This is a genomic window from Flavobacterium sp. KMS (genome assembly GCF_000813005.1).
Lineage (GTDB): Bacteria > Bacteroidota > Bacteroidia > Flavobacteriales > Flavobacteriaceae > Flavobacterium.
This window is the reverse complement of the sequence record NZ_JSYP01000004.1, coordinates 184,021-197,193: the sequence shown is the minus strand read 5'-3', so window position 1 is coordinate 197,193 and position 13,173 is coordinate 184,021. Positions and strand designations below refer to the sequence as shown.

At 32.8% G+C, this 13,173-nt stretch carries 15 protein-coding genes; 3 read left to right on the top strand and 12 right to left on the bottom strand.

The annotated features are described in order from the left end of the window. Nucleotides 1-41 precede the first annotated feature (41 nt). Nucleotides 42-911, top strand: a complete 870-nt coding sequence (locus OA93_RS06750; RefSeq protein ID WP_039112371.1) for a M48 family metalloprotease — start codon at nt 42-44, stop codon at nt 909-911. 56 nt (nt 912-967) lie between these two features. On the opposite strand, the gene OA93_RS06745 is transcribed toward OA93_RS06750, so the two are convergent. The 12 genes from OA93_RS06745 to OA93_RS06690 form a co-directional block, all read right to left on the bottom strand. Continuing rightward, nucleotides 968-1,348, bottom strand: a complete 381-nt coding sequence (locus OA93_RS06745) for a PH domain-containing protein (protein WP_039112370.1) — start codon at nt 1,346-1,348, stop codon at nt 968-970. A 170-nt stretch (nt 1,349-1,518) separates the two neighbouring features. Beyond that, nucleotides 1,519-2,328: an energy transducer TonB gene (locus OA93_RS06740; protein ID WP_039112369.1), complete on the bottom strand. Its 810-nt coding sequence runs from the start codon at nt 2,326-2,328 to the stop codon at nt 1,519-1,521. 153 nt (nt 2,329-2,481) lie between these two features. Continuing rightward, nucleotides 2,482-3,033 (bottom strand): sigma-70 family RNA polymerase sigma factor, encoded by a 552-nt coding sequence (locus OA93_RS06735; protein ID WP_039112368.1) that lies wholly within the window; start codon nt 3,031-3,033, stop codon nt 2,482-2,484. After that, the gene (locus tag OA93_RS06730; RefSeq protein WP_039112367.1) at nt 3,024-4,133 is read right to left on the bottom strand and encodes a glycosyltransferase; all 1,110 of its coding nucleotides are present in this window, start codon (nt 4,131-4,133) and stop codon (nt 3,024-3,026) included. The genes OA93_RS06735 and OA93_RS06730 overlap by 10 nt, the downstream gene beginning before the upstream one ends. Nucleotides 4,134-4,215: 82 nt before the next feature. Then, nucleotides 4,216-4,830 carry an FMN-binding negative transcriptional regulator gene (locus OA93_RS06725; RefSeq protein WP_039112366.1) on the bottom strand — a complete coding sequence of 205 codons (615 nt, stop codon included), beginning with the start codon at nt 4,828-4,830 and terminating at the stop codon, nt 4,216-4,218. 1 nt (nt 4,831) lies between these two features. Beyond that, nucleotides 4,832-5,290, bottom strand: a complete 459-nt coding sequence (locus OA93_RS06720) for a GNAT family N-acetyltransferase (protein WP_052250009.1) — start codon at nt 5,288-5,290, stop codon at nt 4,832-4,834. Between the two features lie 10 nt (nt 5,291-5,300). Further along, nucleotides 5,301-6,314, bottom strand: a complete 1,014-nt coding sequence (gene murB, locus OA93_RS06715) for a UDP-N-acetylmuramate dehydrogenase (RefSeq protein WP_039112365.1) — start codon at nt 6,312-6,314, stop codon at nt 5,301-5,303. Nucleotides 6,315-6,478: 164 nt separating this feature from the next. Next, the gene (hisC, locus tag OA93_RS06710; RefSeq protein WP_039112364.1) at nt 6,479-7,579 is read right to left on the bottom strand and encodes a histidinol-phosphate transaminase; all 1,101 of its coding nucleotides are present in this window, start codon (nt 7,577-7,579) and stop codon (nt 6,479-6,481) included. A 241-nt stretch (nt 7,580-7,820) separates the two neighbouring features. Further along, entirely contained in the window at nt 7,821-8,879 is a 1,059-nt protein-coding gene (locus OA93_RS06705) for a glycosyltransferase (RefSeq protein WP_039112363.1), read from the bottom strand. A 77-nt stretch (nt 8,880-8,956) separates the two neighbouring features. Beyond that, nucleotides 8,957-9,634, bottom strand: coding sequence for a DUF2461 domain-containing protein (locus tag OA93_RS06700; protein WP_039112362.1), 678 nt, complete (start codon nt 9,632-9,634; stop codon nt 8,957-8,959). Between the two features lie 13 nt (nt 9,635-9,647). After that, a complete protein-coding gene (locus tag OA93_RS06695; RefSeq protein WP_039112361.1) occupies nt 9,648-10,343 on the bottom strand; it encodes a thioredoxin domain-containing protein in 696 nt (231 codons plus the stop codon). A gap of 63 nt (nt 10,344-10,406) precedes the next feature. Next, nucleotides 10,407-11,486 (bottom strand): DNA replication/repair protein RecF, encoded by a 1,080-nt coding sequence (locus OA93_RS06690; RefSeq protein WP_035627786.1) that lies wholly within the window; start codon nt 11,484-11,486, stop codon nt 10,407-10,409. A 242-nt stretch (nt 11,487-11,728) separates the two neighbouring features. Between OA93_RS06690 and OA93_RS06685 the strand changes: the two genes are divergently transcribed. Both OA93_RS06685 and ribH read left to right on the top strand, forming a co-directional pair. Next, nucleotides 11,729-12,514: a tetratricopeptide repeat protein gene (locus OA93_RS06685; protein WP_039112360.1), complete on the top strand. Its 786-nt coding sequence runs from the start codon at nt 11,729-11,731 to the stop codon at nt 12,512-12,514. Nucleotides 12,515-12,590: 76 nt separating this feature from the next. Beyond that, nucleotides 12,591-13,160, top strand: a complete 570-nt coding sequence (ribH, locus tag OA93_RS06680; RefSeq protein ID WP_039112359.1) for a 6,7-dimethyl-8-ribityllumazine synthase — start codon at nt 12,591-12,593, stop codon at nt 13,158-13,160. Nucleotides 13,161-13,173: the final 13 nt, after the last annotated feature.

Here is a 13,173-nt window from a genome sequence, read left to right as displayed (position 1 = left end):
GATGTAGTATATTTGCTACAGTTAATTTAATAATTAAAAAGATGAAAAGAAAATCGATAGCGTTAGTTGTTTTGCTTGCAACTTTTGGTTTTACACAAGCCAATGCACAAATAAATTTGGGAGAAAAAGCTTTAGGAGCTGTTCAAAAAGGAGTTGCAGGATTTACGTTTAGCGATGCCGATGCAGCAGCTTTATCAAAAGAAGCAGTTGCAGAAATGGATGCTAAAAATCAAATTGCACCAGCTACAGATGGTTATGCAATTAGACTAAACAGATTGTTTGGAAAACATACTGCTGGAGATGGATATACATTAAACTACAAAGTGTATATGCTAAAAGAAGTAAATGCCTTTGCAACTGCAGATGGTAGCGTTCGTGTATATTCTGGTTTAATGGATATTATGGATGATAACGAATTGCTTGCAGTTATTGGGCATGAAATTGGTCACGTTGCCAATCACGATTCAAGAGATGCGATGAAAGCTGCTTACAAAAAAGAAGCTTTAATTGATGCTGCAGCTTCACAATCAGCAAAAATTTCTGCTCTTACAGATACGCAATTGGTAAAAATTGGAAATGCGATGATTGATAGCAAACACAGTAGAACTCAGGAATCTGAGGCTGATTTGTTTTCTTATAACTTCATGAAAAAGAATGGCTATAATGTAAATGCCGAAGAATCTGCATTTAGAATTCTTGCTAAAATGAGCGAAGGTGCCGAAGGATCTTTCTTGGATAAAATGATGAGTTCACATCCTGATTCTAAGGAAAGAGCAGATAATGCTAAAAAAAGAGCTGAAAAAGACGGAGTATACAAACCATATGTTCAGCAAAAAATTGTTAACACTGTGCCAGTAGCTGCAAAGAAAACGACAACTAAAAAAACAGTTAAAAAAACGACTAAAAAATAATTAAGTCTATTTTTAGAATTGAACATAAAAAAGCAGAACCTAGGTTCTGCTTTTTTTTATTTTAATACGTGGTGTGCTAATACTTTTTGAACTTCATATACATTTACCGATTTATTAAATTGTTTAATAATACTCGGATGCAATTCGCTCGAAACCCAAATTTTTAATTCAGCGTCAAGGTCAAAAGTTCCTGCAGTTTCAACACTAAATCTTGTGATACTTTTGTATGAAATCGATTTGTATTCGGTTTTACTACCAGTTAATCCTTGTTTGTCAACCAGAATTAATCGTTTTGTAGTAAAAATAAAAGTATCGCGAATAAGTTTAAAGCCTAATTCTATTTCTTCATTATCGGTTAAAAGTAAACCGTATTTTTTAATTAATTCGTCTTGACTTACTGTGCCTGCATTACCAAGTATTGCCGAAAATATTCCCATAATTTATTGTTTGTTTTGATGATTTTAAAAAAGTAATTTTCATCAGTAAAGATACATTTTTTTATAAAAAACTTACTTTAGATAATTAGATAAGAATTCCTTTTTTAAAATAAAAGGGCATAAAAAAAGCAGAACCTAAATTCTGCTTTTTAATTTATATTTATTCTGTTTTATTCTGTTTTTATTGTAATAGGTAGGTTGTATGCAGTACGAACTGGTTTAGAATCAACCATTCCTGGACTCCATTTAGTTCTTAAAGATTTTAAAACTCTAATAGCTTCTTTGCCTAAGCCGTATCCTGGATCATTTCTTACAAGGATATCGGTCATGCTTCCGTCTCTCTCAATTACAAATGATACATAAATACGAATCGTTCTTTCGCTATCTAATTCCGGACGATTAAAATTGTTACCTACATAAGTATAAAACTTATTCATCCCTCCAGGGAATTCTGGCAATTTGTCTAGAGAACCAATAGGTGTAGGTTCGTTAATAGTTGGTGCTGTTACAACTTCTGGTCCGCCACCTCCACTTTGTATGGCATTTGTTAGTATTCCGTTACTTTCGCCACCTGTTGCTTTTACTGCCACAACGTTCTCGGTAGCCTTTGCTACTTCTTGTGTAACTTGGCTTGCTTCTACAATTGTAGGGTTTACAAGTTGGCTTTTTTCAATAGCAGTTTCAACAGGTTGAGATTTTACAGCAGGCATTTCTGCCGATTTCTCATTAATGTGAACCTTACTGACTTGTACAATTGTCGGCAAACTTTCGGGGATAGTGGTTATTACATCGACTTTGCTCAGTTTAGTAATAAACATTGAAGCGCACACAATGGCTGTGGTAAAAAACAATCCCATGAAAAGTGCCTTAATTGAGTTTTTTGAACTTTCTTGGCGTAACTGGTACGCGCCATACTCTTTGTTTCTGTTTTCGAATACAAGGTCAATCCATTTGTTTTCGTAGATGCTTGATGTTGACATAATTCACGGTTTTTTAAGGTTAAGTAGTGGTTAAATCATAAGCAAAAATTGTTTTACCTAATAACGTTAATAATAAGAACTTTGGTATGCGGGATTTTTATTTATTTAAGAATAAAGATGTAGATGTTTTATCCTTTGCTTAAAGATAATAAATTATCTTTTGTTTTTAATCACTTCTGCTAATAATTTTTTAGCGCGAAGTAATTTTATTTTTACATTGCTTAAAGGCTCGTTTATTTTGAGTGCAATTTCTTGGTAACTCATTTCCTGAAAATAGCGTAGCTGAATTACTTCCTGATAATGTGGCTTTAATTCTTTTATGCAATGTAATAATCGGGATAAATTTTGTTCAGTGATTAATTCATCCTCTACCGACGGAGTAGTGTCGGCAATATTATAAGCTTGTTGGTTTTCCTGATCGGTGATTTCTATAAAAAGATTGGTTCTCTTTTTACGTAATAAATCGATATGTACATTCTTTGCAATAGCAATAAGCCATGTGTTGAATTGAAATTCGGAATTGTACGTTTTTATTTTATCAAAAGCTTTAGAGAAAGTTTCGATGGTAATATCTTCAGCAATGGTTTCGTTTTCGGTGCGTTTAAGCATGAAGCCATAAACTTCGTTCCAATAATGGTCCAACAAAAAAGTGAAGGCAATTTGATCTCCATTTTTTGCTTTCTCTATTTTAGAATTTATTTCCAATGTACTGGTTTTGAAAAGATATTAGTTATAAAGATATTAATTTGAGTGAATATAAGCACAATTTCTACGATAGGAAACCAAAATTTTAAATCATTTTCTTTTAATTTTCCTGCTGAGAAACCTACAACAAGCCACGCAGCAATATAACGTACCAAGAATAAGCTTAATACAATTATCCATTGAAATTGAAATGCAAGCAAAATAATGGCAAGTATAAAGAATAATAATTGTGAGCTATAAAAAACACCCAATTGAATTTTATCAAAAAACTTATAATAATTAGCTGTAGCTATATGTCTTCTTTTTTGAATAAACCAGTCTCTATAAGTTTCCTTAGGTTTAGAATAAGTAAAACTCTCAGGAGAGTATGATAGAGTTGTGTTGTTGCTATTTGCAGCTTCATTAATAAATAAATCATCATCGCCAGAACGAACCTGAATATGTCCGATGAATCCGTTTACATTAAAAAACTCTTCTTTTTTGTAGGCTAGATTACGACCAACTCCCATATATGGGTGACCTGCTTTTGCCCAAGAAAAATATTGTAGGGCAGTAAGTAAGGTTTCGTAACGAATGATTTTATTTAGGAATGATTTTTCTATTCTTTCGTAAGCGCCATATCCTAAAACGATTGTTTTGTTCATTGTAAACTGTGAACTCATTGCAGTAATCCAGTTTTTAGAAGTAGGATAACAATCAGCATCAGTAAATAATAGGTACTCTTTTTTGGCAGCTTTAATCCCTAAAGTTAGAGCATACTTTTTATTTCCCCAAAAGGCTTCGTTATTTTTTACTTTAACTAAACGTACTAAATTTGGGTATTGGCTTTCGAAAAGTTCAAAAATTTCTAAAGTTTCATCACTAGAAGCATCGTCTATTAAAACAATTTCAAAATCAGGATAATCTTGCTCTATTAAAAGCGGGATATACTTAACTGCATTTTCGGCTTCGTTTTTTGCACAGACAATAACTGAAATTGGAATTCTTTTTGGAGTGATATTCTGTGTTTTAGCAAAAGAAAATTTACTAAATATACCCAGATAGTAAGAAAGTTGTACAACAACGATAGCAATAAAAAAGTATAAAATAATTGTAAGCATCTGATTTTAATGTCTTTTAATTTTAAATCTTGCGAGTGCAAATGTAATTATGAATTCCCGATTTTCAACCCTTAATTTGTAATTACTTTCTGCATTTTTCCATTTCTTTTGCAACCGCAATAGACTGAGGGTTTTCTGTTTTTTCTAAGGCTGTGATTATGTTTTTGTAATTAACATCGTCTCTGTTTTGAGACATTTTTTTAGTAGCCTGAATTTCATCTATTTCAATCTCGAAAGCGATTATTCCGTGTGCTTGTCGCATTGTTTTTGCAGATAAATCTTCTACTCGAATAGGTTTTTCTGAATTAGCTTCATATTTGTCTACTAATTTTTTTAGCGATTCGACAGCAGCTTCGTGATTTACAATTTTTATTCTACCATAGATATGTACTGCAATATAGTTCCAGGTAGGTACATTTTCATGATCATACCATGAAGACGAAATGTAACTATGCGGACCAGAAAAAACAGCTAGAATCTGATCATTTTGTGTAAAGCCTTCTCCTTGCGGATTTAGTTTAGAGATGTGACCACACAATATTTCTTTGCCATCGGCATTGGTTTCTATTTCTAGCGGAATATGTGTTGCCCACAATTTTCCATTCGTCTGATTGATTAATATACCGAAGCTGTTTTCTTTAAGAAAAGCTCTAATTGCTTCAGGATCTTCATTTTTGAATATACTTGGTGTGTGCATATTATATTAAGTTTTTTCCAAAACAAATTGCTTCGGAGTTATTTACATATTTGCCGTAGTTTGGAATGGTTTTATAACCTGATTTTTGATAGAATTGTGTTGCTTCCAGATTTTTAACCCGAGTTTCCAGGATTAATTCATCGTAACCAATCTCTTTAGCTTTCGTTTCTAAGAAAGATAAAATAGATTGACCGATTCTCTTTCGCGGATATTTAGCATACATCCGTTTTACTTCGCCTGTAGTTTCTGTAATAGGTCGTATTGCGCCACAACCTACGATTTCGTTATCGAGTTCGGCGGCAATAAATAAATATTTGGGGTTGTTATTGTTCCAATCTGTAAATGAGTTTTTCCCGTCGCTGCCAAAACGTTCCTGAAGGTTCATGCATAACTCATTAATAATAGGAGCTACATTTTTGTTATCAGGGTTTATTGTTTTGATAGATAGAGTTATACTCATATTTTTAGATTTAGATTACATTTACTTCGGCTTCTATATGTATTCCGAATTTTTCGAAAACTGTTTTTTGGATGTCTTTAGAGATTGCCAGAATTTCTTGTCCAGTAGCATTTCCGTAATTAACCAAAACCAAAGCTTGATTTTTGTGAATTCCGGCATCACCAAAACGTTTTCCTTTAAAACCAGCTTGCTCTATAAGCCAGCCAGCAGGAACTTTAACTTCAGTTTCGGAAACATCATAATATTTCATTTCTGGGAATTTCTGATGTATCTTTTCGAAGTCTGATTTTAATAGAATAGGATTTTTAAAGAAGCTTCCGCTATTTCCTAGTTCTTTTGGGTCTGGTAATTTACTTTGTCTAATCGCAATTACAGCATTACTAACGTCTTTTAAGTTAGGGTTTGTAATGTTGTTTTTGGCTAGTTCGGCAGTAATATCTCCGTACGAAGTGTTGATTTTATGATTGCGCTTCGTTAGTTTGTAAGTTACAGACGTAATAATATATTGATCTTTTACTTCGTGTTTAAAAATGCTTTCGCGATATCCGAAATTACATTCCGCATGAGTAAAAGTTTTTATTTCCTGAGTTTCGATATTCATTGCCTGGCAAGAAACAAATGTATCTTTTATTTCAGTTCCATAAGCGCCAATGTTTTGTACAGGAGTAGTTCCTACATTACCAGGAATAAGCGACATGTTTTCTAATCCGCCAAAATCTTGCTCGATTGTCCAGAGCACAAAATCATGCCATGTTTCTCCAGCTTGACTTTCAACCCAAACAAAATCATCATTTTCGTCAACTATCTTTTTTCCTTTTAAATCAATATGAATTACCAAGGCATCAATATCTTTAGTTAAAAGCATATTACTTCCGCCACCTAAAATAAATTTTGCTTGGTTTTTATTTTCTTCTAAAACCTTTCTCAATTCATCAATTGAATGTACGGCAATAAATTGTTTTGCTTTGGCTTCAATGCCAAAAGTATTATGATTTTTTAAAGAAAATTGAGATAGAATTTCCATAAATGCGAAACTTTTTTGTAGAATTAATCGAGAGCTCAAAAGTAAGGATTTTAATCTATTTTGAGTTGAGTTTCTATAAAATAACAGACGATTAAATTCGTTAAAAAATAAATTGATGTTATAATATCTTGCAAAAGCTTTAGATAGCTTTTTTTGATAAAGATTTATTTTAAAGCTTCAATAAATTGTTGCATCTCTTTCATGGTGCCTATTGTGATTCTCGTCCATTTTCCATTTTCTTCATAAATTTTCGTTCCTAATATATTATGATCTTCTAATTGCTTGAAATAATCTTTTTTATAATTGGCTAAAGAGAAATAAATAAAATTTGAATAGGACGGAATACAAGTTATATTTAATTGAGTAAGCTGATCAATAGTATATTTTTTTGCTTCTTCGTTTGAGGAATATACTTGTTTAGTAAAATTCTCATCATTTAGAGATGCTATGGCAGCAGAAGCTGAGATAACGCTAACTGACATATTTGTTGATGATTTTAAATTGCCTAATTGCTCAATAATGGCAGAATGTGCAATTGCATAGCCGATACGAGCACCAGCTAATCCGTAAAGTTTTGAAAAAGTCTTGGTTATTATCAGGTTTTTGTTTTCAGTAACAAGGCTGCTTAATGATTGTTCTGTAGTAAAATTGATATAAGCCTCGTCTACAAAAACCATTGTTTTTTTGGTTGCTTCGTTAATAAAGGATACCAATTTTTCTCTGTCACAAATTGTCCCCGTCGGATTGTTGGGATTGCAGATGTAGACCATTTTTGTGTCTGAATCAATAGCTTTTAACATCGCTGTTAAATCATGTTTTTTGTCATCAGTTAATGGAATGGTGATTTTTTTTAAGCCTAATTTATCAGAAGGAGCTATCCAGTAATCGAATGTAGTTCCAGCAATTATAAAATTACCTTTGTTTAAAGCTGCGTATTGAAGGACTAAATCTAAAATTTCGGTCGAACCTGCACCTAATAAAATATTGTTATCTGAAACGTTATTCTTTTTTGCAATAAGGGAAATTAATTCTGACCAAAGCTTCCAGTTATATCTATTACTGCTGTTTACGCTTTTTGTCATTGCGGCACGAGCAAGCGGAGAAGGGCCGTAAGGATTTTCATTTGATCTTAATAGTATAGGAGAGTTATCTAAATTGGGTAAGATATAATCTGATGAAGTATTTGCAAATCCATCAAATTGGCAAAAGCCTAATCCTATTGTGCCTAATCCTATTTGTTTCAGCCAGTTTCTTCTGTTATTCATATTTATTTAAGAATTAAATTAAACTATTCCATAAAACAGTATGACGTTGGGATTGAAGAAATGTTACGCGTTGAATAAAATAAGATTTTTTACCGGAAAGTGCGCAAATATTTTTATCTCACTTTGTATAGAAAACACAAAGTTCGCAAAGCTAGGTGTTGATCCAGCTTTGCGAACTTTGCGTAAAACATTGCGTTCTCTGCGGTTATTTTTTTTGTTTTGAAATAGTCTTTCTAATTAATTACTTTCGAGAATCTAGTAACTCATGATATTTATCGGCAATAATCTTCATGTTGATTTTATAGTTTGCATTTCCCTCTACAAACTTCCTGTTTTGTATAATCGCTTTATTTCGTGAATCAGGATTTTTATATGACCAGATTAGTTCTTCGGCAAGATTTGTATAATCATCAATTGGGATTAATTGTCCGTTTTCACGATGATTTATCCAGCTTTGATTTCCAGGGATATCAGATACAACAGGGTAACAATTACACGCCATAGCTTCGAATAATGAGGCAGAAACCCCTTCGGTACTTGGCATGCTAATATAAAAATTAGCTTGTTGTAATAGTTTAGGAAGTTCGGTATTTGGGATTCTTCCAGTAAAGATTACTTTGTTTTGAATGCCTAATTCTATAGCTAGGTTTTTAAGATATTCTAATCTGGTTCCGTTGCCAACAATTGTTAAACAGAAGTCAATGTTTTGTTTGTCTAAAATTGCAAAAGCTTTCAGGATACAATCGTGTCTGTATTCGGGTTGCAAGGAGCGTGTTACGATTGCATCAATTCTATTTGATTTGTTTTCGGATGCTTCAAAAAGTGATAAATCTATTCCTTTTGGTATGACCAAAACTTTATTCATGTCAACGCCTATAGCTTTCATAGAGATTGTCATAACTGGTCCCCAAGCATGTATTAAATGCGCTTTTTTGAATGCGTGTTTCTGAATGATTTTTTTAAGGGGTAATAATAGAGAACCTTCAGGCCATAAATCGGTTCGGCCTTGTTGCGCAATTGCAATTGTTTTTGCGCCTGATATCGCGGCAAGAAAACCATAACTGGTCGTTCTTTCGGCAATAACCATATCTGGTTTTTCTAATCGAATGATTTTTTTTATCGTGAAAGGAGCAAAGAGATATTCGGCGATTCGTTTGAAACGATTAAGTTTAGTGTTGTTTGGAGTTTTGAGTTCCCAAGTACAAATGTCAAAATCACCAAATTCTTTCAAGCCTTTAATCCATGTAATAGCATCGGCTCGGTAGGATTCGCCAAGAAAAAGTATTTTTCTTTTTTTCATTCAGTGATTTGTCTTTTGTTTTTTTGCCACAGAAAAAGGGGGGGGCTTTTTATCTGTGGCAAAAAATATCTGATTTTTTAAAATTCGTCAGTCGTTAAAGCACGATTAATGAATTCATTTAATGGTTTTAACGCAATAAGTTTCTGACTCATTTTAGCAACAAAATCTTTCTGAGTAACTTCTTTGATGTCGTATTTTTGCGTAGCAGTAAAACTTTTTAATTTTAAAAACTCAATTGCAGGATGATCTTTCTCGTATCCGCGTGGTGGGTTTTTAAGCGAATTAGTTTCGGTTACGTCTAGACTTCCGAATTCTTTCTTGAAATTTTTATCGGCAATGATGGCTTCTAAATCATCATGGAAGAATGCAATTTCTTTACGTACTTTTTTTAAATCTTCTGCTTCTGGCGAATAAAAACCTCCGGCTATAAAACTAGCGCCTTTCTCGATGTGTACATAATATCCCGCACGGTTTTGTCCTTTTACACCAGTAGAAAGCCAAACGCCAAGATGCGCTTTATAAGGAGATTTGTCTTTAGAGAAACGGATATCACGATTAATTCGGAATGTACAATTCTTAACTTCCAATAACTCTAATGAAGGATCCATAGGTTTCATGGCGTCCAGGAAATCGGCAACTAGTTGGTGATAATCTTTTTTGAAGATTTCATAACGTTTTTTATTTTCCAAAAACCAATCTCTATTATTGTTGGTTTTTAAATCATCTAAAAATTGTAAACTTTCTTTGGTAAGCATATTTTTAGTTTTATTATAGTTGTTTTTTTAAATCGGCTTCACTGATAAATCCTGTGTTTTTCCATTTTACTTCTTTGTTCTCATATAATAATAGAGTAGGAAGTTGGTCGATTTTCATGTCTTTTACCAAGGTTTTATTTTGGTCAACGTCGATACGAATAATAACCACTTTATCGGCTAATTCTTTTTGCATCTTCGTAAGGTACGGAGTCATTTGTTTGCAAGGACCACACCATTCAGCATAAAAATCAATCAGGACTTTTTTATCAGTATTTAATAAAGCAGCATATTCGTCGCTTGTCATTCCTGTAGCTTTGGTACTTGGTTTAGAATGTCCTTCGGCGTTCCATTTCATGATTCCGCCATCAAGCTCATATATAGTTGTAAAACCTAATTCTTGTAATTTTTGAGATGCTTTTTTACTTCTTCCACCGCTTAAACAATAAACAAAAACAGGTTTAGATTTATCGTAGGTTGCCGCTTTTGTAGCAAAATCATCGCCGTTCCAGTTTACGTTTACTGCATTATCAATATGTTCAGATGCAAATTCATCAGGAGTTCTTACGTCTAAAATCTGAGGGTTTTCAGTAGTTTTTATCTTTTCTGCGAAAGCGGCTGGCTCAATAACTGATACATTTTTGCTAGATTGTCCGTTGCAAGATGCTAGTACGAATGTAATTATAATAAGGAATGCTTGTGGGAATTTCATAATCTTGAATTTAAATGTGTAGGCTAATTTAAGGGTTTTTTTAATTTTGGAAACAGCACAAAATCATAAATTAAATATTTTATAAGTCTGATGTGTCGATTTTACGATAGTTTCAGTTCGTTCAGGATGCGTGTCTGAAATAAAAAGTTGCCCGAAAGTATCTTTATTTACCATCTCGATAATTTTGGCAACCCGACTTTCGTCTAATTTATCAAAGATATCATCAAAAAGGAGCAGGGGCTTTACGCCGCTTTGTTTTTTTAAGAATTCAAATTGAGCCAGTTTTAGTGCGATCAAGAAAGATTTTTGCTGTCCTTGTGATCCGAATTTTTTAATAGGATGATGGTCGATTTCAAAAGACAAATCATCCTTATGTATTCCGACGCTTGTATAATGCAAGGCGCGATCTTTATTAATGTTTTCTCGTAAAAGAGTTAATAGGTCTTTTTCGAACAAATGACTTTCGTAGACTAACTGAACAGTTTCTTCGGAGCCAGTTATCGCCTGATGATGTGTATTGAAAATTGGAATAAAAGCTTCGATGAATTGTTTTCTTTTATCGAAAATGGTTTTTCCGTAGCTATCCAATTGTTCATTATATATAGATAAGGTGTCGTTGTCGAAAACATGATTCAATGCAAAATATTTAAGTAGCGCGTTACGCTGGCTAATTACTTTTTGGTATTGAATAAGTTGTTGCAGATAATGGGAGTCTAGTTGCGAAATCACGGTGTCCATAAATTTACGACGAGTTTCACTTCCTTCTACAATTAAGTCCCTGTCGGCAGGAGAAATTATTACTAAAGGAATAAAACCAATATGGTCTGAGAATTTATCGTAGGCTTTGCCGTTTCTTTTTAGGATTTTTTTCTGTCCTTTTTTTAAACTACAAACTATTTGTTCGTTTCGTTCATTTTTTTCTATCTCGGCATCTATTACAAAAAACTCTTCTCCGTGCTTGATGTTTTGCACTGCCAAAGGATTAAAATAGCTTTTTCCGTAGGCTAAATGATAAATAGCATCGAGTACATTGGTTTTTCCAATACCGTTTTTTCCAACAAAACAATTTATTTTTTTGTCAAATTCGAAATTGGCTTCGGAAAAGTTTTTATAGTTGAATAAAGAAATCTTTTTTAGATACATTTGTAAGTTGCTGAAATAAAGCTTTTTATTGTTTTTAGATGACAATTTTTAAGCGTGTGCAAATTATTGAAAAATATCGATATAAACCGTTTTTTGGGACGTTGAGTGTGTTTTTTTTTGATTTTACGGCGTATAAAAGTCCATTTTTGAAGGATTTTTTTTAAAAATAAATATAAAATTGATTTTTTTCATGTAAGTTTCAATAAAAATTTTATTTTTGCCGTTCACTAAATTAATTTTAAATGGCTACTTACAATAAAAGAGGATATAAAGCACCTAAAGAAAAGGAAGTTAAAGATGAAGTTGTCAATGAAGAACAACAAGTAATTCTTGATGGAAAAAACAGTACTACTGCTGGAGTTTTTTCTAAATTAGATGAAACTGCTTCTAAGACAGAGGATTGGGTTGCTAGAAACCAGAAAATCATTATTGGATTAGTTGCTGCAATTGCTCTGGGAACTGTAGGTTATTTGGCTTACCAAAAATTTATTACTGCTCCTAAACAAGATGAAGCTGCTAATGAAATGTTTGTTGCTCAACAAAACTTTGAAAAAGCAACTAATGGTGTAGCTAGTGATTCTTTGTATAAACTATCATTAAATGGTTCTGAAGGTAAATTTGGATTTGTAAAAATCGCTGATGAGTATTCAGGAACAGATGCTGGAAATTTAGCAAACTATTATGCTGGTGTTGCATACTTAAACATTGGTAAATATGACGAGGCAATTTCTTACTTAGGTAAATTTAGCTCTAAAGATTTAATTTTAGGAGCTTTAGCTAAAGGAGCAATTGGTGATGCTTATTCTCAAAAAAATCAACAAAAAGAAGCTTTAGACTATTATGTAAAAGCTGCTGAATTAAATAAAAATGATTTTACTACGCCACGTTTCTTACTAAAAGCTGGTAAAACTGCTTTGGCTTTAGGTCAAAAAGCAGATGCTCTTAAGTATTTTACAAATGTTAAAGAGAACTTCGAGGCAACTCCAGAAGCAGCTTCTGTTGATGTTTTGATAGGTTTAGCACAATAATTAATAGTTAGATTTCCTTTTTTTAATTTTAGATTCGTAACTTACAATCTCAAATTTTAAAATCTTAAATATAAAGATGGCTACCGAAAATAAAAATTTATCCGATTACGATAAAAACACAGTCCCAAATGCGAAAGATTTTCGATTTGGGATTGTTGTTTCTGAGTGGAATGACACTATAACTGAAGGGCTTTATAATGGCGCTTTTGAAACACTTATTGAAAATCAAGTTCCTGCACAACAAATTATCCGATGGAATGTTCCTGGGAGTTTTGAGTTGATATATGGAGCAAAAAAAATGTTACAAACTCAAAATGTTGATGCTGTAATTGTAATTGGATGTGTAATCCAGGGACAAACAAAGCATTTTGATTTTGTATGCGAAGGTGTAACTCAAGGAATTAAAGATTTGAATGTTCAAACTGATATTCCAGTTATTTTCTGTGTGTTAACAGATAATAATATGCAACAGTCTATTGATAGAAGTGGTGGTATTCACGGTAACAAAGGTACCGAGGCTGCTATTGCTGCAATAAAAATGGCATACATCCGTCAGCAAGCTTCTTTAAATCAGTTTCAAAACCAACAGTTGTTATCAGCTGGTGCGCTTCAAATAGAAGACAAACCATTGGAACTAGAAAAATAAAAACACATTTGTA